This window comes from Streptomyces sp. NPDC058469, assembly GCF_042721125.1.
Taxonomy (GTDB): Bacteria; Actinomycetota; Actinomycetes; order Streptomycetales; family Streptomycetaceae; genus Streptomyces.
Window position 1 is genome coordinate 149,595 of sequence record NZ_JBHXME010000002.1, and the last position, 21,781, is coordinate 171,375.

The window sequence follows — 21,781 nt, forward strand, 5'->3', positions numbered from 1 at the left end:
CAAGGAATGACGCCCTGCGTCGATCACTGGAGAGATCGTTGACGGAGACCGACCGATCGTCGACGGAGACCGAACGGAAGACCGAACAAAGGAGAGCACGATCTCAGACTCCGAACAGTCCTCTACGACCCCTACGACGCCTACGACCACCCGCCGCACCCTCCTCAGCGCCAGTGCCGCCACCGCCGCGACCCTCCTCGCCGGTGCCTCCTCCGCGCAGGCGTCGGACAGCACCGGCGCCGACACCACGGCTCGACTGCGCGCCCTTGAGGATCAACACAGCGCCCGCGTGGGCGTGTTCGCGCATCACATCGGTACGAAGAAGACCGTCGTGCACCGTGCCGACGAACTCTTCCCGATGTGCTCGGTGTTCAAGACGCTCGCCGCCGCGGCCGTCCTGCGGGACCTGGACCGGCACGGCGAGGTCCTGTACAAGGTCGTGCACTACACGGAGGCCGATCTGGTCGACGGTTCCGACCAGACCCGGGCGCACCTGGCCGACGGCATGACGGTCGAGCAGCTCATCGACGTGGCGATCCGCTACAGCGACAACGGCGCGGGCAACCTGATCCTGCGCGAACTCGGCGGCCCCACCGCCGTCACCCGCTTCGCCCGTTCCCTCGGCGACCGGGTCACCCGGCTCGACCGCTGGGAGACCGAGCTGAACTCGGCCGAGCCGGACCGGATCACCGACACCACCAGCCCGCGCGCGATCGGCGGCCTGTACGGCAAGCTCGTCCTCGGCGACGCCCTGCGCCGCCCCGACCGCGACCGGCTCACCGCCTGGCTGCTCAACAACACGACGAGCGCCGCCCGTTTCCGCGCCGGGCTCCCCGCGACCTGGACGATCGCCGACAAGACGGGCAGCGGCGACTACGGCACCGCCAACGACGTCGGCATCGCCTGGACGGAGGCCGGTGACCCGGTCGTCCTCGCGGTCCTGACGACGAAGCCGACCCTGCCCGACGCTCCGTACGACAACCAACTTGTCGCGGATACCGCCAAGTTGGTGGCGGAAGCCGTCAGCTAGCGCGCGAGGTCGGGAAATACTGCCTCGGCGTCACCCCGACCACCCGGTGGAACGCCGCCGTGAAGGAACTCGCCGAGGCGTACCCCACCCGCCGCGCCACGGACTCCACCGGCAAACCCTCGGCGAGGAACGGCAACGCGGCCTGCATCCGCAGCCGTTCCCGCCACTGGCCGAACCCGAGGCCCGTCTCCGCGACGAAGAGGCGGGCCAACGTCCGTGCGCTGGCGCCGACTTGACCGCCGTGCTCCGTCAGGGTCCGCCCGTCCGCCGGGTGGGCCCGCAGCGCCTCGGCCACCGCCCGCGCCCGTGGATCGCGCGGTTCGGGCACGGTCACGCTGGTCACCGGTACCGGACGCAGCTCGTCGAGGAGCACCGGCTCGGCGCGTGAACGGGCTTCCACTGTCAGGTCCGTGCGGTCCAGGTGCTCGACGAGCGCCCGGAGAAGAGGGGTGACCGCGACGACCGTAGGGTCCCGCCAGTCGATGTGCGGGCAGCTCACCGGGTCGACGTACGCACTGCGCATGACGGCATCGCCCTCGGACTCCGTGGCGTGCGGGACGTCCGCCGGGATCCACAGGGCCAGCGACGGCGGCAGCAGCCACGTCCCGTGTTCGCCGCGGATACGAAGCAACCCTCGCTCGGAACAGGCGAGTTGGTGGACGGGGTGCCAGTGCGTGGCGAAGGCCGTCCCGCGCGGCATCGTGAACTGGCCGACGAGGATCGCCGTGTCGAACACCCGGCCCCCACGCCACCCGCGCTGTCCGTTCCGCGACATGACACGGCAGCCTAGCCCGTGGCGGACAACCGCCCGGCCCGCCTAGCGTCGACGTATGCCGATGAACCGAGCCCACCGCAAGCTGTGCAGCTCCCAGGGATGGGCGCAGACGACGAAGGACCGCATCCTGCCCTGGGCCCTTGAGCACGTGGAACTCGGCGCGGACGTGCTGGAGATCGGCCCCGGCTACGGCGCCAACCTCCGCGTCCTCGTCGAGCAGGTCGACCACCTCACCGCCGCCGAGATCGACGCCGACACGGCACGCCTGCTCCAGTCCCAGTGGGGCGACCGGGCCACCGTGCTCCAGGCGGACGGCGCCGAACTGCCGCTGCCCGACGCGTCGTTCGACTCCGTCGTCTGTTTCACGATGCTGCACCATGTGCCTACGGCCGCCCACCAGGACCGTATCTTCGCCGAGGCGTTCCGCGTGCTGCGTCCCGGCGGCACGTTCGCGGGCAGCGACAGCCAACCCGGCTTCCGTTTCCGGGTGTTGCACTTCCGGGACACGATGAACACCCTCGATCCGGCGACACTCCCGGCGCGGCTGGAGCGGGCCGGCTTCACGGACGCGACGGTCGACCTGCACCCGGAGAGCGGCGGCCTACGCTTCCGGGCGCGCCGCGCCTGACTCGCCTATCGCACCTGAAGACGCCCCGAACCGCCGTACGTACCGCCGCTGCCACGGTGTCTCCACCGCGTGCCGGTCGTAGTGGGCACGGACGTAGGCGACCGCCTCCTCCGGCGGCACCTCGTCGAGGACCGCGAGGCAGGCGAGTGCCGTGCCGGTGCGGCCCCGGCCGCCGCCGCAGGCGATCTCGACGCGCTCGGTACGGGCCCGCTGCCAGGCCTCGGTGAGGACGGTGCGGGCCTCGGCGCGGTCGGCGGGCAGCCGGAAGTCCGGCCAGCGCAACCAGCGTGTCTCCCAGGCCAGTTGGGGCGGCGCGCTGCCCAGCAGATACACGCCGTACGTCGGTGCCGGGCCGTCGGCCGGGAGCGGTCGGCGCAGGCCACGGCCCCGGATCAGGCGGCTGGAAGGCAGCCGTAGGACACCGGTGGCGGTCGGGTTCCAGGTCTCTGGCCAGGTCTCGGTCACACGGCCAGCGTAGAGACGGTGGGATGCCCGCTACCCGAAAGCGCCGGTCAGCCCACTCCTCGTGACTCCTGTGCCGCGCGTGCCTCGATGCCGCGGAAGTGGTCCGCCATCGCGCGCTGGGCGCCCTCGACGTCGCGGGCGCGCAGTGCGGTGACGATGTCGCGGTGGCGGCGGACGGTGAGTTCGGGGGCCGGGTCGTCGGTCCAGCCGCGGGCGCCGGCGACCCGGCGGAACACCGTCCAGAAGGCGCCGAGGAGTTGGGGGACGAGTTCGTTGCCGAGCGAGGCGTAGAGCAACTCGTGGAATTCGCGGTCGAGTTCGGGGAAGGGCCGGCCGGCGCGGCCCGCCTCCTCCATGCGGTTCACCACCGCTTCCAGTCTGTCCAGTTCCGGCTCGGTGACGGTGGCGGCGACCCGATGAATCAGGCCTTCCTCCAGTACCTCGCGTACCTGGAGGATCTCGGCCAGCGCGTCCGCGTCGTCCTCGTGGCGGGCGAGCGTGCGGAAGGTGAGGCCGTCGACGAGCGGGGTCAGCGAGGCGCGGCCGACGTAGGTGCCGTAGCCGTGTCTGATCTCCACGATGTCGAGGGCCTGGAGCGCCTTGAGGGCCTCGCGGACGGAGTTTCTGCTGATGCCGAGGGCTTCCATCAGCTCGGCCTCGGTGGGCAGCGGCGCACCGGGCTGGAGTTTGCGGTCGAGGATCAGCTGGACGACCTCACGCTGTATCCGACTGTTCCTTGGCTCCCCGGACATGCGCCGCATCGTACGCGCACCAGAGGTCCCACGTCCCATGTCTGGCTTCAGCCAGCCCTGAGAAGGTGTCAACTTGCGCCATTCCCGCGCCTTTTCAAACCGCCATTGGTCCGACCTCTGATGGCTACGCCATTCGTGTGCGATGCCTTGACCGCCCCCACGGCCGCTCTTATGGTCGCGCTGACCGCAGGACGTAGGACGTCGTACCTCCTGGAGTAACCATGCGCGAAGACGTGACCCAGAACGTGCCCGCGCTGCACCGCCGGGCGTTCCTGAAGTACTCCGGCGCGCTGGGCGCGGCGGCCGCGATCTCCTCGTCCCTGACGGCCTGTTCGTCGGGGCCGCAGTCGACGAACGACACCGGCGGCGGGGGCGCCGGCAAGAACCGGACGCTGACCGCGGTGATCGGCTACGGCAACGACGGCAGCTGGGACCCGACGCAGACGGCGTCCGCGTTCGCCATGGCCGGCAACAACCACGTCTACGAGGGTCTGATCGACACCGACCCGATCACCCGCGCGCCGTATCCGGCGCTGGCGACGGCGGTGCCGAAGGACACGAGCGGCACCTCGTGGAAGTTCACGCTGCGGGCGGGCGCCACGTTCCACGACGGGAAGCCGGTCACCGCCGACGACGTCGTCTTCGTCTACGACCGCATCCTCGACCCGAAGACGGCGACCCTCGCGCAGGGTTTCTTCGTCAGCTGGCTGAAGGAGGTGCGGAAGATCGACGCGCGGAACGTCGAGCTGGTCCTCAAGTTCCCCTTCCCCGAAGGGATTTCACGGCTCACCCTCGCGAAGATCATGCCGAGGCACGTCTTCTCCGAGCCGGGCGCCTGGGACGACGCGATCCAGGGGAAGGCGGTCGGCTCGGGACCGTACAGGCAGACCGCGCACCACCCGAAGTCGAACACGACCTTCGCCGCGTTCGCCGGCTACAACGGCCCGCGCCCGCCCGCCTTCAAGACGATGAACTGGCTGACGATCGTCGACGCGGCGCCGCGCGTCGCCAAGATCTCCGGGTCGAGCGCGGGCGCGCAGATCGCCGACAACATCCCCTACGCCAACATCCAGCGGCTGCGGAGCGACGGACTGACTGTCGCGGGCGGGGCCGGGATGAACAACCTGTTCCTGATGTTCAACACGCAGCACAAACCCTTCGACGACGTACGGGTACGCCAGGCACTCCACTACGCGATCGACACCGGCAAGATGGTCCAAGTCGCCCTCAGGGGACACGGGAAGCCGTCCTCGTCGTTCCTCGACACGGGCAACCCCGCCTACCGGCGCGCGAAGACGGTCTACGACTACGACCCCGACAAGGCGAAGGCGCTTCTGAAGGCGGCCGGGGTCAGCGGCCTGAAGATCAACATCCTTGCGGTGAACGTGAGTTGGATCGTCGACTGCCTGCCGACCATCAAGGCGTCCTGGGACGCGATCGGCGTCAAGACGACCCTCTCCCCTCAGGAAACCACGGCCGTCTTCACCAAGATGGACCAGAAGCAGGACTACCAGGTCGTCGCCGCCGCCTCGAACCCCAACCAGTTCGGCCTCGACGCGGACCTGATCATGCACTACAACTACGGCCCCCGGAACCTCTGGATGGGCTACGCCCGTTGGGCCGGGAACTCCGTCGCCAAGCAGCTCTTCAAGGACATGGACCAGGCCACCCAGGAACCGGACGCGGCGAAGAAGAAGACGATGATCCAGGACTACATCGACACCGTCGCCGAACAGGCCGTGCTCTACCCGGTCGTCCACAACGAGCTGATGACCGCCTGGGACCCCAAGGAGCTGACAGGCATAAGGGCCCAGCCCTACCCCGGCATCAATGTCCTCCAGGCCAAGTGGGTCTAGCAGCACGGGAGTTGGACCATGGTCACCGTCCTCCGGATTCTGGCCCGCCGCATCGTCCTGCTCGTGCCGCTGATGCTCGGCATCGTGCTGTTCGTGTTCCTGGTGATGCGCTTCTCGGACGTCGACCCTGCGTCCGCGTTCTTCCAGGGCGCCAACCCGACCCCGCGGCAACTACACGACTTCCGCGAGCGGAACGGCCTGCTCGACCCACTGCCCCTGCGCTACGTCCATTTCGTGGGCGCACTCCTCCACGGTGACATGGGCACCAGCGCGCTGACCCGGGCACCGGTCGTCGAGCAGGTCACCACAGCACTGCCGCTCACCCTCCAACTCACCTTCCTGGGGCTGGGGATCGCGGTGGTGCTGTCGCTGCTCGGCGGGGTGACGGCGGCGATCTACCGTGACCGGCTGCCCGACCAGATCATCCGGGTCGTGTCGCTGACCGGGGTCGCGGCGCCCGGCTTCTGGCTGGCGCTGCTGATGATCCAGTACCTGGCCGTGGACCAGGGCTGGTTCCCGACCGGCGGCTACATCAACCCAGCGGACTCCCTCACAGGCTGGCTCAAGACGATGGCCCTCCCGGCCCTCGCCCTCTCCCTCCCGGTGGCGGCCCAACTCACGCGCATCGTCAGGACATCCGTCGTCGAGGAGCTGGACAAGGACTACGTCCGGACGGCGATCGGCAGCGGCCTGCCACCGCGGGTCGTGGTCGGCCGGAACGTGCTGCGCAACGCGCTGATCAACCCACTCACCGTGCTGGGCCTGCGCGTTGGATACCTGCTCGGCGGTGCGGTCGTCATCGAGACCATCTTCTCCCTCCCCGGGATGGGCAAGTTGATGATCGACGCCGTGCAGAACGGCGACCCGGCCGTCGTCCAGGGCGTGGTGCTCACGACGGCGACCGGGTTCGTCGTCGTGAACCTCGTCATCGACATCCTCTATCTGCTGGTCAACCCCCGCCTGAGGGATGCTTCCTGATGTTCACTCAGTTCACCCGCAAGAGCCTCGCCGAGACCCTGTCCCGGCCCGGTATCCGGCTGCGCGGCCGACGCCGGCTGCCGCTGCTGTCGAAGGTCGCGGTGTGCTTCCTGGCGGTCGTCGTCCTCGTCGCGCTGTTCGCCCCGCTCCTCGCGCCCGACGACCCGCTCGACCAGCAGCTCCCCGTCGACGGCACCGGACACCCCTCCGCCGGCCACTGGATGGGCCAGGACAGCCTGGGCCGGGACATCCTCAGCAGGCTGATGTACGGCGCCCGTTGGTCCTTGGCGATCGGCCTCGGGGCGACCGCGCTGGCGCTCGTGGTCGGCGCCCTGCTCGGGGCCATCGCCGCGACCTCCCGCAAGGGCGTCGACGAGACGCTGATGCGCTGCCTGGACGTGGTGATGGCGTTCCCCGGCATCGCGCTCGCGGCCGTACTCGTCGCGGTGTTCGGCGGCGGGATCACCGTGCTGATCTGCGCGATCGCGTTCCTGTTCACCCCGCCGGTGGCAAGGGTCGTACGGGCCAACGTACTTGACCAGTACGGCGAGGACTACGTCACCGCAGAGCGCGTGATCGGCGCCCGCACTCCACACATCGTCATCCGGCACGTGGCCGTCAACTGCGCTGCTCCGATCCTGGTGTTCTGCACCGTGCAGGTCGCCGAGGCGATCGTCTTCGAGGCGTCGCTGTCCTTCATCGGCGCGGGCGTACGCCCCCCGGACCCTTCCTGGGGCAGCGTCATCGCGGACGGCAAGAACATGGTGCTGACCGGGGGTTGGTGGGCGACGGTCTTCCCCGGCCTGCTGATGCTGATCACGGTCCTCTCGCTGAACATACTGTCCGAGGGCGTCTCCGACGCGTGGGCGGCCCCGGCCCCGCGCGAGGTGGACGTACGGCACGACGAGGACCCGCTCGACGCCCCGCAACCGGGCAGCGGGGAGGTGCTCCAGCTCCCCGGCCTGACGGAGGCGGCGCTACGACTGCGGTCCCGCGCACGGCCGTTGCCCGACCCCGACGGCCAACCGGTGCTCGCGGTGGAGAACCTGGCCATCGGCTTCGAGGGCCGACACCACGGTGTGGACATCGTCGACGGCATCAGTTTCGAGGTGCGGCCGGGTGAAGTCCTGGGCCTGGTCGGCGAGTCGGGCTGCGGGAAGTCGCTGACGGCGCTCGCGGTGATGGGCCTGGAGCCGAAGGGTGCGAGGGTGCGCGGCCATGTCCGTTTCAACCAGCGGCAGTTGGTCGGCGAGCCGATGCGCGTCCGCCGCAAACTGCTGGGCCACGAGATGGCGATGATCTACCAGGACGCCCTGTCGTCCCTGAACCCGGCGATGACGATCCGCGCACAGCTCAAACAGGTCATACGGCGCGGAGGGCGCCGTGGCGCCGGCGAGTTGCTGACGATGGTCGGCCTCGACCCGGACCGCACCCTGCGCAGCTACCCGCACGAACTCTCCGGCGGCCAGCGCCAACGCGTGCTGATCGCCATGGCGTTGTCCCGTGACCCCAAGCTGATCGTCGCCGACGAACCGACCACCGCCCTCGACGTCACCGTGCAGGCGCAGGTCATAGAGCTACTGCTGCGCCTGCGCGAGGAGTTGGGTTTCGCGCTGATCCTCGTCTCGCACGACCTCGCGCTGATCGCCGACGTCACCGACCGGGTGGTGGTGATGTACGGCGGACAGATCGTGGAGACGGGCGTGACCGCCGACCTGGTGGAGTCGCCGGCCCACCACTACACGCGCGGCCTGCTCGGCAGCGTGCTGTCCCTGGAGTCGGCGGCCGAGCGGATGACCCAGATCAAGGGGGTCGTCCCCTCCCCCGCCGACTTCCCGGCGGGCTGCCGCTTCGCGGACCGCTGCCCGCTGGCGAGCGACATCTGCCGTACGACGGCGCCGGATCTGGTCGGCCCGCGTACGCACACGGCGGCGTGCCACCACCCGGCGATCGATCTGGTGACGACGGAGAGCGGGGCGGTCACGTGAGCGGGGCGGCGGTTGAGGGGGGCCGAGTGAGCGGTGCGGGTGGGGTGTGGGGCGGGTTGGGGGTAGGTGGTTTGGGTTGTGTGCGGGGTGCGGGTGGGTGGGGGCTGGTCGCGCAGTTCCCCGCGCCCCTTGGGAGGTTGGGGTGGGCGGTATGAAAGGTGCGGGTATTGAGCCGGAGGGCGGTCAAGTGGGCCGCGCACTGGTCGAGTTGGCCGATGCCCATGTCGTCCACAAGGCGCGCAGCGGCGGCCTGTTCACCCGCGACCGGGTCTACGCCCTGACCGGCGCCGACCTCACCATCGCGCCCGGCGAGACGGTCGGCGTGGTCGGCGAGTCCGGCTGCGGCAAGTCGACGCTGGCGAAGGTGTTGGTGGGCGTACAGCGGCCGACGTCCGGCACGGTGTCCTTCCGGGGCCGCGACCTGTGGTCGATGCCGGACGGCGAACGCCGGGCCGCGGTGGGCACCGGCATCGGCATGATCTTCCAGGACCCGTCGACCGCGCTGAACCGGCGTCTGACGATCCGGCAGATACTGCGGGATCCGCTGGACGTGCACGGTCGCGGTTCGCGGCCGGAACGGGAGGATCGGGTACGGGAGTTGATGTCGCTGGTCGGTCTTCCCCGCGCGTTGGCCGACGGTCTACCAGGTCAACTCTCCGGCGGGCAACGCCAACGAGTCGCCATCGCACGGGCGTTGGCGCTCGACCCCGACCTGGTGGTGGCCGACGAACCGACCAGCGCGCTGGACGTGTCGGTCCGGGCTCAGATCCTCAATCTGTTGTTGGACCTGAAGGAACGGCTGGGCCTGGCGCTGGTGTTCGTGTCCCACGACATCCAGACGGTACGACGGATGAGCGACCGCGTGATCACCATGTACCTGGGCCGGATCGTCGAGGAGACCCCGGCCGACCAGGTCACCGACCGGGCCCGGCACCCGTACACCCGGGCGCTGTTCTCGGCGACCCCCGGTCTGCTCCACCCCATCGACCCGATCCCGCTGATCGGACCGGTGCCGTCGGCGACGCGTCCGCCGAGCGGGTGTCCGTTCCGTACGCGGTGCTGGAAGGCGGACGACGTGTGCGCTTCCGTCATGCCGGACTTCTCGGCCGCGTCGACACCGGGGCATTTCTACCGTTGCCACCATCCTGTAGAGGAGGACCTGTCCACCCGCGACCTCGTTCGCCAAAGCCGCCCCATGGAGCCTTCATGACCTTCCCCGCCCCGCTGACCGGTGTCGTACCGCCCGTCTGCACGCCCATGACACCGGATCGCGAGGTGGACGTCCGTTCCCTCCTCAGGCTCGTCGATCATCTGGTCGGGGCGGGGGTGCACGGGCTGTTCCTGCTCGGCTCGACCTCTGAAGCGGCGTATCTGACGGATCGGCAGCGGAGGTATGTGGTTGAAGCGGTGGTGGCTCATGTGGGGGGTCAACTGCCGGTGCTGGCAGGGGCGATCGACATGACCACACCCCGGGTTCTGGACCATGTGGCTGCGGTGACCGATGCGGGTGCGGATGCGGTCGTAGTGACTGCGCCCTTCTACACGCGCACCCATCCCGCCGAGATCGCGCGCCACTATCGCCTGGTCGCCGCCGCGTCGTCGGTTCCCGTGGTGGCCTACGACCTTCCCGCCTCCGTCCACACGAAGTTGCCGTCCGACCTCGTCCTCGAACTCGCCGCCGAGGGTGTTCTGGCCGGGCTCAAGGACTCCAGCGGTGACCTTGGCGGCTTTCGTACGGTCGTCACCGGCGCGCGTGTTCATCCGGACATCACCGGGTTCAGCGTGCTGACCGGGTCCGAGCTGTTCGTTGACTCTGCGATGGCGCTCGGGGCGGATGGGGCGGTGCCTGGGCTCGCCAACGTCGATCCTCACGGGTATGTCCGGCTGGACGCGCTGTGTCGGGGTGGGGACTGGGATCGGGCTCGGGCCGAACAGGAGCGGTTGTGTGCGTTGTTCGGGTTGGTCGGTGTGGGGGACCCGGCGCGGATGGGTGGTAGTTCGTCGGCGCTGGGGGCGTTCAAGGCTGCGCTGTATTTGCGGGGGGTTATTGAGTGTGCGGCGACCGCGGAGCCTCAGGTGTCGTTGTCGGCGGATGAGGTGGAGCGGGTGGGGAAGTTTTTGGCGGGGGCGGGGTTGCTGTAACGGGTTTCCCCACCCACCCGCCGTTTGCTGTGCGTTGAAGGGTGGACCTCAAAAACGCCGGGGAGTTTTTGGCGTGAACGGAGTTGCTGTAACTACGTTTCCCACCCACCCGTCTGATCAGATCATGCGGTTGAAGAGATCGCGCAGTGCGGAAATGTGTCGGTCGCCACGGGCACGTCTGCGGTCGTAGTGGGTTCTGGCGCCGGAGATCCGGCTGCCCGGGAGCAAGGACAAGCAGCGGATTCGTACGGCGCAGGTCGGCGCGGACGGTGCGTGGCGCTATCAGGAGTTCGCGCCGGCGGCGGCGCTGTCGCGGCGGCGCCGGAGGACGATCGCCAGGGTGACGATCACGGCGATCCCCGCGGCGGACACGGCGGTCCAGATCGCCGTGCTGTCGTGGGCCAGCTGGGGCAGCAGCGCGGGGGACGCGGCCAGCGGGATGACCGCCTCGTCGTTCCGGGGGGTCCGGTCGAACGGGTTGGACGTGCGTATCGTGCCCTTCGCGCCGGGGACCTGGCGGTCGATGCGGATCTTGAACCCGATGACGGTCGTCCCTCCTTCGTGCCGTACCTCATAGAACTCGTCGTAGCCGATCTCGCAGACGAACGCCCCGCCTTGCTTCTTCGGCTGTGTGCACGCCCAGTCGCCGCCACCGTCCTCGAAGGTGTACGGGATGGAGGTCACCGTGGTGCCTTCCGGCGGCACCACCTCGAAGCGGCCCAGTGTCTCCGAGCTCAAAGGCCGGCCGGGTCCGTTGTCGCGCACCCCCAGCCGGACCGTCACCGTGTCGCCGACCCGGCCCCGGACGGTCGAGGTCACCGGCTGGTAGTCGACCTGCACGGTGGTGGTGGCCTTGACGTACCCGGTGTCGTCGGTGAGGCCGCGGTCCGCCGTCCTGGTCAGGGTCAGCGGGGGTTCGGTGCCGCGCACCGTGAGTTCGGCGGGGCGCTCGGGTTCGGACGACCAGGTGTAGGAGAGGGTGCCCAGCAGCTTTCCGGCGACGGCCGTGTAGCGGATTGGGGCACTGGTGCGGTAGGCCGTGTGAGGTGCGGCCTTGGTGGGGAACTCACACCACGCCGAGGTGGAGGAGGTGTCGAAGTAGCAGTTGTCGGGGCGCGAGGTCAGCAGCAGCCCGTCGTCCGCGGAGATACGGAGCGCGACACCCTGTTGCGCCGTGAAACGGCTGTGGTTCGCGAACCGGGGCGTCGTTTTCCGGGACGTGCCCGGCGCCACCGCCTTCACCGACTCGTCGTCCGCCGGGGTGTGGAGCGAAGGTCCGCCCACGGTCATCCGGGTGGTCCCGGTCACCGGTGCCGCGTTGTCCGCGACGACGGTGTACGTCAGCGTCCCGCTGTCTCCCGGCTCGACGCCGTCCACGCCGTTGAGGGTGAAGGGGTTGTTGGACTCGCCGTCGCCGTTTTGCACGTTGCCGTAGACGCAGGTGAACACCGGGCCGTCCTGGGTGCAGTTCCCGGCGCCGCCCTTGCCCGCCCGGGCGACGCCGTCCAACCCCGAGGTGTCCACGGTGACCCTGACGTTGCGGGCCGGGCCCGCGTCACTGCGTTCCACGTCGACAGGGACGCCGAAGTCGCTGTTCGCGGCCTTGGCGCCCTCGTCGGCGTCGTACATCCGGAAGACCGCTGGGACCGCGACTCGCAGGGAGACCCGGCCGGAGTCGTCAGCCGCCGCGGGGATCGCGGGCGCCGCCACCGAGGCGAGAACGGCAACGAGGCAGGCCGTCAGGACGGAGAGACGCCTGGTGATCAGTACCCGTCGAAGCATGCGGGCACTATGCCATCGGGCATCGACGGCCATCCCCCCGGCCCCTGCTGCGCGGCCGCTGTCGCCGCACGGCAGCCGGCACCGGCCGGACTTATTGATCCGAGACGGTAGATGTTCTGGGTCGTTGGTCCTTGCGTGAGTGAACTGGTGGGGGATGCGCGGCAGTTGTCGCCGTCGGCGCAGGAGGCGCTTCGCATGCGGGCGGTGGCCGCGCTGGTGGCGGGGCAGGATCGCGAGGACGTTGCCGCGGTGTTCCAGGTGTCGCTGAAGGCAGCGGACAAGTGGTGGGCGAAGTGGCTCGCGGGTGGACGTGGGGCCCTGATGGCGCAGCCCCGCAGCCCCGCAGCCCCGCGGGTGCCGGGTCGGCGAGCACCAGTTGTTGAGCGAGGTGGAGCAACAGGCTTGTTGAGCGAGGTGGAGCAACAAGCCGTCCGGCAGGCCGTCTTGGGTCACCGGCCGTGTGATGTGGGTCTTGCAGGCCGGCTGTGGACTCGGGCCGGCGTCGGGAATCTGATCGCGAAGCTGTACCGGGTACGGCTGACCGAGCAGGGCGTGGGCACGTACCTGCGCCGATGGGGCCTGACGTTCCGGCGCCCGGGCAAGCGGGCCGTCGGGCAGAACGCGGAAGCCGTCCGCGTCCGGCACCAGGAGACCTGGCCGGCCATCCGCGCCAAGGCCAGGGCAGAGGGGAGCGAGGTGCTCTTCGCCGACCAGGTCGGCATCCGCTCCGACCGGGTCACCGGCCGCACCTGGGACGCGAAGGGGCGCACCCCGACCGTGCGCCGTACCGGCAACCGGTTCTCCGTGAACGCGGTGTCCGCGATCAGCTCGAAGGGCCGCATGCACTTCATGGTGTTCACCGAGACCTTCGACGCCGACGTCATGTGCCGCTTCCTGGACCGTCTCGCCGGACACTTCGAGCGCAGGGTCCACCTCGTCCTGGACGGCCCTTCCGCGCACCGCTCCCGCAAGGTCCGCGCCTGGCTCGCCGCCGAGACCCGCAGGTTCTTCCATCGGCGTCAACGTCAGCCACACGTCGTCTGCGGCTACTTCGGCGGCCCCCACGTGCGCTACACCCTCAAATAGAACCCTTTGGGTTTCGGATCAACAGGTCGGGGGTCTGGGGGCGGAGCCCCCAGGGACGGTCACCCACCGCTCAGCTCAGCCACGCCCACCCGCCGGAACTCGATCGTGTCGTACGCACTCGTCGCCCCGGTCTCATAAAGCACCCCCACCATGTCCCGCCCCACAGCCACCAGATCCGAGTACCCCGCCCACTCCCCCGACAACGAAACCGCCTTCACAAAACGCCCCCCGCCATCCCCGCTCCGCCAAACCGCCATCCCCTGACGGACGTTGGGTACGGAAGGCGCCGAGAACAGCAACGGAGCCCCCGCTCCCGGCAGTTGAAGCACGCTCCCCTCCACCACCGGCACGTCGTCCAGCGTGTGCTGCACCGCATAGGGCCGGTCGAGACTCACACCCCCGTCACCGGAGTACGTGTCGAGCCGATTCCCCGCACTCGTACCCAGCTGATCACGGGAGCTGAAGTACAGCCTGCCGTCGGGGAGTTCGGCCGCGGTCGACTCATTCGCGTTGTTGATCCCGTCGTACGTCGAGTCCACGAACCCCAGCCGCCACGTCTCGCCCCCGTCGTCGCTGTACAGGTCGTGCCCGCCGTAGTACTTCGCCTCCTGCCCGGTGTCACTCGACCCGGCGGCCGGCGCGGCGGAGTGGTTCGCCGGGATCACCAACCGCCCCGCATGCACGCCCCGCGTGAGCGCGACCGCATGCCCGGGCCCGGTCGCGTACCAGCGCCAGCTCGGCAACTTCACCTCCCCCGTGATGTCCCGAGGGGCCGTGAAGCTCCCCCCGTCGTCCCAGCTCCGCTGCACGAAGACCCGGCGGCTCTGTTCCGGCGTGACCTCGCCCCGCATGATCCGGCCCTCGGTCACGGCCCCGCTGTTGTAGGAGGTGACCAGCACGATCGCGCCGGTGCGGGGGTCGACGACGGGGGCCGGGTTGCCCCGGGTGTCCCCGTCACCGGCGGCCACCACCGACAGCGGACCCCACGTGCAGCCGCCGTTGGTGGAGCGTCTGAGGACGACGTCGATGTTGCCGGTGTCGCCCGCGCTGTTGTGGCGTCCCTCGGCGAAGGCCAGGACGGTGCCCCGGTCGGTGACGACGGTCGCCGGGATGCGGTAGGTGTCGTAGCCGCCGCTTCCCGAGACGTACGGCACGGAGGACGTGCACCCGGAGCGGGCGGAGGCGTTCCCGGCGAAAGTGATCGGAGCAACCAGCACTGCTGCTACGAGAAGCGTGCGGCTCAGGATGGTCATCGCTCTCCCTCACGGAGGTCGCCCCTCGCGGAACGACGCCGACCTGTCTGTCCGTCACAGCCTCCCCGGTGTCACCATCCCGGACTCGTACGCCACGATCACCAACTGTGCCCGGTCCCGCGCCCCCAGCTTGCCCATGATGCGGCTGACGTGCGTCTTCGCGGTGAGCGGACTCAGGCCCAACGCTTCGGCCACTTCGGTGTTGTTGAGGCCGCGCGCGACCAGGGCGAGCACTCCGCGTTCCCGTTCGGAGAGGCATTCGGGGCCGCCGGTGGCGGGCACGACGGGGCTGCGCAGGAAACGGGCGATCAGCCGGGACGTGGGGCCCGGCGACAGAAGCGCCTCTCCGGCCGCCACCGTGCGGATCGCGTCGAGGAGTTCGGCCGGACGGGTGTCCTTGACCAGGAACCCGGAGGCGCCGGCGCGCAGCGCGTCGACGACGTTCTCGTCGGTGTCGTAGGTCGTGAGGACGAGGACCTTCACCCCGGCGAGGTCCTCGTCGGCGGCGATGAGGCGGGTGGCCTCGATGCCGTCGAGGTCGGGCATGCGGATGTCCATGAGGACGAGGTCGGCGCGTTCGGTGCGGGCCAGCGCGACGGCCTCGCGGCCGGTGGCGGCCTGTCCTACGACCTCCATGTCCCGCGCCGATTCGACGAGCATGGCGAACGCGGCCCGTACGAGGGTCTGGTCGTCGGCGAGGAGCACCCGGATGGCGGTCACCGGGCTCCCTCGCTGTGCACACGCAGGGGCAGTACGGCGCTCACCGCGAAGCCCGCTCTCTCGTCCAGCGGCCCGGCGTCCAGCGGCCCGGCGTCCAGCGTGCCGCCGACGCTGCGGACGCGTTCGCGCATGCCGACCAGCCCGAAGCCGGGCGGAGCGGAACCGCTGCCCGCGCCGTCGTCCGTGACGTCCACACGCAGGGCTCCGTCCCGCGCGTGCACACCGACCCGGACCGTGAGGTCGGCGCGCCCGCCGTGTCGTACGGCATTGGTGAGCGCCTCCTGGACGATCCGGTAGGCGGCGGCGCCCACGGCGGCCGGGATGCCCACCGCGGTCCCCACCGACAGTTCGACGCTCGCCCCCGCGGCACGGGCCGTAGCGGCGAGGTCGGGCAGTCCGTCGAGGCCGGGGAGCGGGCCGCGCTCGTCGAGTGGACCGTGCTCGTGCTCGTCGTCGAGCGGGCCGTGGTCGCGGAGCACCTCCAGCGTGGTGCGCAGTTCGCCGCGTGCGCTGCGGCAGGTGTCGGCGATGTCGTCGAGGGCCTTGGCGACGGCGGCCCGGTCGAGGCGGCCGGGGTCCTCGGCCAGCACATGCGCGGCCACCGACGTCTGGACGCCGATGAGGGTGATGCTGTGCGCGAGCAGGTCGTGGAGGTCGCGGGCGATGCGCAGGCGTTCCTCGGCAACGCGGCGGCGGGCCTCCTCCTCGCGGGTGCGTTCGGCGCGCTCGGCGCGTTCGAGGGCGGTGGTGGTGAGCTGGCGGTGGACGCGGAGGTAGCCGCCGAGGACGAGCATGGACACGATCCAGCCGGTGATCTGGAAGCTCTCGGCGACCCCCGCCATGCCGTGGCCCGCCTTCAGCACCAGCATCAGCCCGACCACCGCACAGCCGATGGTCACCGTGCGCCGGATGCTGCCGGTGACGGCCACCGTGTAGAGGAGAACCATGGAGGCGGCGGTCGGCGCCGAGTGGTCGTACTCCTGCTGGTGGTAGACCGCGATCAGCGGGATCATCACGCACAGCACCGTCAGCGGGGCGCGTCGCCGCCAGGCCAGCGGGACGTGCAGCGCGAGCAGCAACGTCCAGCCGAGCGCGTCCGGCCGCCGTCCGCTCCCGAAGCTGACGGCGACGACGGACGCGAGCACGGCGAGCCCGGCGGCGAGGAACACGTCCTGCCGCCGGACACTCGTCATGCTTGCCCGCAGGGAGTTCCGCACGGGGTTCATCCTCCGTCAGTCAGGTGTCCCACCGGCAGGGCGGGGTTCACACCGGCTCCGGCTGCCGCTCCGGCCGTACGGCCTCAGGCGCCCGGGACAGCGGCCCCGGCCACCACACCTTCCGCCGCAGCAGCACACTCGCGCTGGTCACCAGGTACGTCCGCACGAGGAAGGTGTCCAGCAGCACGCCGACCGCGATCACGAAGCCCAGCTCGACGAGTTGCACGAGCCCCATGTTCGTCAGCACCGCGAAGGTCGCCGCGAGGACCAGCCCGGCGGAGGCGATGACCCCGCCGGTGGTCCGCAGGGCGGTCAGCGCGGCGGCGACCGGTTCGGCGCCCCGGATCGCCTCCTCCCGCATCCGGTGCATGAGGAAGATGCCGTAGTCGACCCCGAGGGCGACGAGGAACACGAAGGACAGCAGCCCCGTTCCCGGATCGGTCCCGGCGAAGCCGAACACCGGTCCGAACACCAGCCCGCCGATGCCGAGCGCCGCGCCCCACACCGCGACCACGGCGGCCACCAGCATCAACGGCGCGACCAGCGACCGCAGCAGGACGATCAGGATCAGCAGCACGGAGAGGAGCACGATCGGCACGACGACCAGCCGGTCCCGCGCGTTGGTGTCCCGGAGGTCTATCTGCTGAGCGCTCGGGCCGCCGACGTAGGAGCCCTTGAGCGTGTGCCGCAGGTCGGCGATGGTGCGGGTCTCGGCCGCCGACTGCGGGGCGCCCACAGCGGTGACGGAGATCTCCGTCCACCCCTTTCCGCTACGGCCCCGCTGGGCGCCCGCGACACCGTGCGTGGCCCGGATCGTGGCGAGGGTCGCGTCGGTGCGGGCGGCCGGGGTGATGACGTCGATGGGCTGTGCGGAGCGTTCGGGGTAGGCCGCGGCGAGGGTGCGCATCGCGGTGACGGAGTCGGGGCGGTCGACGAAGGAGTCGTCCTGCTTGAGCGAGCCGGGGAGGTTCAGGGTGCCCAGGGCGAGCGCGCCGAGCAGGGCGGCGCCGCCGACGAGGACGAGCAGGGGGCGGCGCCCGGCGGAGCTGCCCATCGCGGTGAACAGGGACCGGCGGGCCTTGGGTGTGGAGCCGTAGGCCGGGACGAGCGGCCAGAACACGCGGCGGCCGAGGAGGACGAGGAGTGCGGGGAGGAGGGTGAGCATCGCGGCGAGCGCGGACAGGACCCCGACCGTGCCCAACGGGCCCATTCCGCGGCTGGAGTTGAGGTCGGCGGCGAGCAGGCAGAGCAGGCCTGCGGCGACCGTGCCGGAGGAGGCGAGCACGGCGGGGCCGCAGCCGCGCAGGGCGGCGCGCATCGCGTCGTAGGGGCGCTCGATACGGCGTAGTTCCTCGCGGTAGCGGGAGATGAGCAGGAGCGCGTAGTCGGTGCCCGCGCCGAAGACGAGGATCGTCATCACGCCCGTGCTCTGGCCCGAAATGGTCGTCCCGAAGGCGTGGTTGAGGCCGTAGGAGACGCCCGTGGAGAGGAAGTCGCCGACTCCGGCGACCGCGAGGGGGACCAGCCAGAGGACCGGGCTGCGGTAGATGATGATCAGCAGGACGGCGACGACGGCGACGGTCGTGTAGAGCAGGGGGCCGCCTAGCGAGTCGAAGACCTTGCCGGAGTCGGTGGCCAGGGCGCCGGGGCCGCCGACCTCGACCGTCAACCCGCCCGTGTCGTGGGCGACTTGGCGGATGTCGTCGACGAGGGCGGTGCGCTTCTTCTCGTCGGTGCCGGGCCAGTTGCTGGTGACCGGGTACATGAGGGTGGTGCCGTCGGCGGAGGGGACGCCTCGCGGGGTCGCGGCGAGCGGGTGCAACGTGCCGATCTTCGCGAGCTGTTGGGACGCCGTGGCCTTGTCGGTTGCCGTGAGTCCGCTGGCGCGGTGGTAGACGAGGACCAGTTCGGTGGTCTGGCCGCCCGGCAACTCCTCCTGGATTTTGGCGACTTGGGTGGAGTCGGCGCTCGCGGGCAGATAGTCGGTCACCCGGTCGTGGGTGACGTCGCCGAGCTTCGACGCGAACGGCGAGGCGAGCGCGAGCACCCCGATCCAGAACGCGAGCACCACCCAGGGGATGGCTCGTCGCCGTGTGCTGTTCCTCTGTTCGGCCCCCATGGAACGGGCCCCCCTCCGGCGCAGATGTCTGGTTGCGCTCTCCAGACTTCCGGCGGGGGTGGGGTAAATCGTCGCGCGGGAGGGCGAGTTCGGGACTACTGCCAGGGGTGTTCGTGCGGCCGTAGTACTCCCTGGGGAGTACTGGGCGGATGCGGACAGGGCTACGACGGTGTGCGGGTCTAGGACGGCGTGCGGGCCGCCGCCAGCAGCCGGGTCACGTCGTCCGAGCAGATGGTGAGGGCGGCGCCCACGGTCGCGAGGGCGTCGCGTTCCGCGGGGGTGTAGGGGCCGTCGGCGAGGGCGATGCGGGCGCCCTGGAGCAGGATCGACTCGCGGCCCGCGGGGGCGAGGTGGGCGGCGAGCGGGTCGAGGGCCTCGTGCAGCTCTATGGCGAGGCCGGCGCCGCTGGGTTCGCCGTAGATACGGCCGGTGTCGGCGGCCAGGGCCTCGACGAGGGCGCCGAGCTGTTCCTCCGTGCAGTCCTGGAAGCCGGCGGCCCGCACGGTGCCCGCGGCGGCCTCCAGGGACGTACGGGCGCAGCTGCCGCCCGCGGCGAGGACCGCGAGGGCGACCGTGTGGACGGCGTCGCGGAGCATCGCGGAGAAGCGGCTCGTGGTGGGGTGGTCGAGGACGTCGGTGCCGTAGTGGCCCTGGCAGGCGGCGCACTCGACGACCGGACCGGTGTCGCCGCGCGGCAGCACCGGCATGCCGAGCAGGGTGAAGCGGCGGCGCCCGGTGAGCCGTTGGTAGTTGCGGTCGCCCCCGCATCCGGGGCAGAAGAACTCGCCGTCTCCGACGCTGGTCCACGCGGTACGGATGCCCAGTACGCGCGCCGCGCGGCCCTCATGGACCACTCGGCCGTCTCGTCCCCGTTCAGGCAGCACGTCGCACCTCCGTAACGCCGCGGCAACATCGCCGCGCTGGCGTGATGTTAGCCACATTGTCGAGCCGGAGTCAGTACCCCTGACGAGACCTCTCCGTGACCTGCACACGGAATGGCCGGGAAACGACGGGGCCCCGCCCGCCGGAGACCGGCGTACGGGGCCCTTCAGCGACGAGTAAACCGCCGGTCAGGATGGTTCAGCGGGTAGCGCGGTTGACGGCCGAGACGACCGCCTTCAGAGACGCACGTGTCGTATTCGCGTCAATGCCGATTCCCCACAGGATCTTGTCGTCGATCGCGCATTCGATGTACGAGGCGGCCTGCGCGGAGGCTCCCTCGCTCATCGTGTGCTCCTGGTAGTCCAGGAGCCGTACGTCGATGCCGACGGACTGCAGGGCGTCGAAGAACGCGGAGATCGGGCCGTTGCCGGAGCCGGTCAGGACGGTGTCGACGCCGTCGACGCTCGCCTCCACCTTGAGCGTGTCCACGCCGTCGGTGTCGGTGGTCGACTGGCCGTTCTTCACCTGGATACGGCCCCAGGGGTTGTCCGGGTTCGGCAGGTACTCGTCCTCGAAGGTCGCCCAGATCTCCTTCGGGGTGACCTCGCCGCCCTCGGCGTCCGTCTTGGCCTGAATGACCTTGGAGAACTCGACCTGCATCCGGCGCGGCAGGTCCAGCTTGTGGTCGTTCTTCAGGACGTACGCGATTCCGCCCTTGCCGGACTGCGAGTTGACCCGGATGACGGCCTCGTAGGAGCGGCCGACGTCCTTCGGGTCGATCGGCAGGTACGGGACGGCCCACTCGATGTCGTCGACGGTGACGCCCTTGGCCTTCGCGTCGGCCTCCATGGCGTCGAAGCCCTTCTTGATGGCGTCCTGGTGGGAGCCGGAGAAGGACGTGTAGACCAGGTCGCCCACGTACGGGTGGCGCGGGTGGACCTCCATCTGGTTGCAGTACTCCCACGTACGACGGACCTCGTCGATGTCGGAGAAGTCGATCTGCGGGTCGACGCCCTGCGAGAACAGGTTCATGCCCAGGGTGACCAGGTCGACGTTGCCGGTGCGCTCGCCCTGTCCGAACAGGCAGCCCTCGACGCGGTCGGCGCCGGCCATCAGCGCCAGCTCGGCGGCGGCGACGGCCGTACCGCGGTCGTTGTGCGGGTGGATCGACAGCACCACGTGCTCGCGGCGGGACAGGTGGCGGCCCATCCACTCGAAGCGGTCGGCGTGCGTCGACGGGGTCGAACGCTCAACGGTGGCAGGCAGGTTGAGGATGATCTCGCGGTCCGGGCCGGGCTGCCAGACGTCCATGACCGCCTCGCAGACCTCCAGCGCGAAGTCCAGCTCGGTGTCCGTGAAGATCTCGGGCGAGTACTGGTACCCGAACTCGGTCTCGGGGCCCAGCAGTTTCTCGGCGTACTCCATCACCAGGCGGGTGCCGTCGACGGCGATCTGCTTGATGTCGTCCTTGGAGCCGCGGAAGACCACGCGGCGAAAGACGGGCGCGGTGGCGTTGTAGAGGTGCAGGGTGGCGCGCTTGGCGCCCTTCAGGGACTCCACGGTCCGCTCGATCAGGTCCTCGCGGGCCTGCGTCAGCACGGAGATCGTGACGTCGTCCGGGATCGCGCCCTCTTCCTCGACGATCGAGCGCACGAAGTCGAAGTCGGTCTGGCCCGAGGCCGGGAAGCCGACCTCGATCTCCTTGTAGCCCATCTTGACCAGCAGGTCGAACATCGCGCGCTTGCGCGCCGGTGACATGGGGTCGATCAGGGCCTGGTTGCCGTCACGCAGGTCGGTGGAGAGCCAGCGGGGGGCTACGGTGATCCGCTGCTGGGGCCAGGTGCGGTCGGGGATGTCGACCTGCTCGTACCGGCCGTACTTGTGGATCGGCATGGAACTGGGCTGCTGGCGATTGGCGCTGTGGGCCATGATGCGTGGGCTCCTCGTGGTGTCCTGAAGGACGGCCGACGGCGCAACGCCAGACTCCGCGGGGAGGGGGTCGGCCTACGACTACAGGCCCTCGCCGCGGCAGCTAAGGAGAAGCAGCCCGAAACGCATGATGCTCAGCAGACTAGCCGAGACGTGCGCAGTGCGGGGGGCCGTATCAC

18 protein-coding genes are annotated in these 21,781 nt (G+C 70.2%); 8 read left to right on the forward strand and 10 right to left on the reverse strand.

The annotated features are described in order from the left end of the window. Positions 1-100 precede the first annotated feature (100 nt). A complete protein-coding gene (bla, locus tag ACFWP5_RS01930) occupies positions 101-1,030 on the forward strand; it encodes a class A beta-lactamase (RefSeq protein ID WP_384149071.1) in 930 nt (309 codons plus the stop codon). Here bla and ACFWP5_RS01935 read toward each other — a convergent pair. After that, on the reverse strand, positions 1,023-1,805 hold the full coding sequence (locus ACFWP5_RS01935) for an AraC family transcriptional regulator (RefSeq protein WP_384148911.1): 783 nt from the start codon (positions 1,803-1,805) through the stop codon (positions 1,023-1,025). The genes bla and ACFWP5_RS01935 overlap by 8 nt on opposite strands. Positions 1,806-1,860: 55 nt before the next feature. Here ACFWP5_RS01935 and ACFWP5_RS01940 point away from each other — a divergent pair, with 55 nt between their 5' ends. Then, positions 1,861-2,433 (forward strand): class I SAM-dependent methyltransferase, encoded by a 573-nt coding sequence (locus tag ACFWP5_RS01940; protein ID WP_384148913.1) that lies wholly within the window; start codon positions 1,861-1,863, stop codon positions 2,431-2,433. On the opposite strand, the gene ACFWP5_RS01945 is transcribed toward ACFWP5_RS01940, so the two are convergent. Further along, positions 2,407-2,898 carry a protein-tyrosine phosphatase family protein gene (locus ACFWP5_RS01945; protein ID WP_384148915.1) on the reverse strand — a complete coding sequence of 164 codons (492 nt, stop codon included), beginning with the start codon at positions 2,896-2,898 and terminating at the stop codon, positions 2,407-2,409. The two genes, ACFWP5_RS01940 and ACFWP5_RS01945, sit on opposite strands and share 27 nt — an antisense overlap. Before the next feature lie 47 nt (positions 2,899-2,945). Further along, a complete protein-coding gene (locus ACFWP5_RS01950; protein ID WP_384148917.1) occupies positions 2,946-3,659 on the reverse strand; it encodes a FadR/GntR family transcriptional regulator in 714 nt (237 codons plus the stop codon). Between the two features lie 212 nt (positions 3,660-3,871). Here ACFWP5_RS01950 and ACFWP5_RS01955 point away from each other — a divergent pair, with 212 nt between their 5' ends. The 5 genes from ACFWP5_RS01955 to ACFWP5_RS01975 all read left to right on the forward strand — a co-directional run bounded on the left by ACFWP5_RS01955 (position 3,872) and on the right by ACFWP5_RS01975 (position 10,614). Continuing rightward, the gene (locus ACFWP5_RS01955; protein ID WP_384148919.1) at positions 3,872-5,506 is read left to right on the forward strand and encodes an ABC transporter substrate-binding protein; all 1,635 of its coding nucleotides are present in this window, start codon (positions 3,872-3,874) and stop codon (positions 5,504-5,506) included. A gap of 18 nt (positions 5,507-5,524) precedes the next feature. Further along, positions 5,525-6,484: an ABC transporter permease gene (locus ACFWP5_RS01960; protein ID WP_384148921.1), complete on the forward strand. Its 960-nt coding sequence runs from the start codon at positions 5,525-5,527 to the stop codon at positions 6,482-6,484. After that, on the forward strand, positions 6,484-8,472 hold the full coding sequence (locus ACFWP5_RS01965; RefSeq protein WP_384148923.1) for a dipeptide/oligopeptide/nickel ABC transporter permease/ATP-binding protein: 1,989 nt from the start codon (positions 6,484-6,486) through the stop codon (positions 8,470-8,472). The genes ACFWP5_RS01960 and ACFWP5_RS01965 overlap by 1 nt, the downstream gene beginning before the upstream one ends. A 151-nt stretch (positions 8,473-8,623) precedes the next feature. Next, positions 8,624-9,682, forward strand: coding sequence for an oligopeptide/dipeptide ABC transporter ATP-binding protein (locus tag ACFWP5_RS01970; protein ID WP_384148925.1), 1,059 nt, complete (start codon positions 8,624-8,626; stop codon positions 9,680-9,682). Further along, positions 9,679-10,614: a dihydrodipicolinate synthase family protein gene (locus ACFWP5_RS01975; protein ID WP_384148927.1), complete on the forward strand. Its 936-nt coding sequence runs from the start codon at positions 9,679-9,681 to the stop codon at positions 10,612-10,614. The genes ACFWP5_RS01970 and ACFWP5_RS01975 overlap by 4 nt, the downstream gene beginning before the upstream one ends. A gap of 282 nt (positions 10,615-10,896) precedes the next feature. Here ACFWP5_RS01975 and ACFWP5_RS01980 read toward each other — a convergent pair whose 3' ends face one another. Beyond that, positions 10,897-12,396 (reverse strand): hypothetical protein, encoded by a 1,500-nt coding sequence (locus tag ACFWP5_RS01980; protein WP_384148929.1) that lies wholly within the window; start codon positions 12,394-12,396, stop codon positions 10,897-10,899. A gap of 111 nt (positions 12,397-12,507) precedes the next feature. On the opposite strand from ACFWP5_RS01980, the gene ACFWP5_RS01985 reads away from it, so the two are divergent. Continuing rightward, a complete protein-coding gene (locus ACFWP5_RS01985; RefSeq protein WP_384148931.1) occupies positions 12,508-13,482 on the forward strand; it encodes an IS630 family transposase in 975 nt (324 codons plus the stop codon). Positions 13,483-13,541: 59 nt separating this feature from the next. Here the strand turns inward: ACFWP5_RS01985 and ACFWP5_RS01990 are convergent, their stop codons facing one another. The 6 genes from ACFWP5_RS01990 to leuA all read right to left on the reverse strand — a co-directional run bounded on the left by ACFWP5_RS01990 (position 13,542) and on the right by leuA (position 21,602). Continuing rightward, entirely contained in the window at positions 13,542-14,735 is a 1,194-nt protein-coding gene (locus tag ACFWP5_RS01990; RefSeq protein ID WP_384148933.1) for an exo-alpha-sialidase, read from the reverse strand. Positions 14,736-14,789: 54 nt separating this feature from the next. Continuing rightward, the gene (locus ACFWP5_RS01995) at positions 14,790-15,455 is read right to left on the reverse strand and encodes a response regulator (RefSeq protein WP_384148935.1); all 666 of its coding nucleotides are present in this window, start codon (positions 15,453-15,455) and stop codon (positions 14,790-14,792) included. Next, positions 15,452-16,648, reverse strand: coding sequence for a sensor histidine kinase (locus ACFWP5_RS02000; RefSeq protein WP_384149073.1), 1,197 nt, complete (start codon positions 16,646-16,648; stop codon positions 15,452-15,454). The genes ACFWP5_RS01995 and ACFWP5_RS02000 overlap by 4 nt, the downstream gene beginning before the upstream one ends. Positions 16,649-16,718: 70 nt before the next feature. Then, positions 16,719-18,791 (reverse strand): MMPL family transporter, encoded by a 2,073-nt coding sequence (locus tag ACFWP5_RS02005; protein ID WP_384148937.1) that lies wholly within the window; start codon positions 18,789-18,791, stop codon positions 16,719-16,721. Between the two features lie 179 nt (positions 18,792-18,970). Beyond that, positions 18,971-19,675: a TerB family tellurite resistance protein gene (locus tag ACFWP5_RS02010; protein WP_384148939.1), complete on the reverse strand. Its 705-nt coding sequence runs from the start codon at positions 19,673-19,675 to the stop codon at positions 18,971-18,973. A gap of 196 nt (positions 19,676-19,871) precedes the next feature. Continuing rightward, entirely contained in the window at positions 19,872-21,602 is a 1,731-nt protein-coding gene (leuA, locus tag ACFWP5_RS02015) for a 2-isopropylmalate synthase (RefSeq protein ID WP_384148941.1), read from the reverse strand. Positions 21,603-21,781 lie beyond the last annotated feature (179 nt).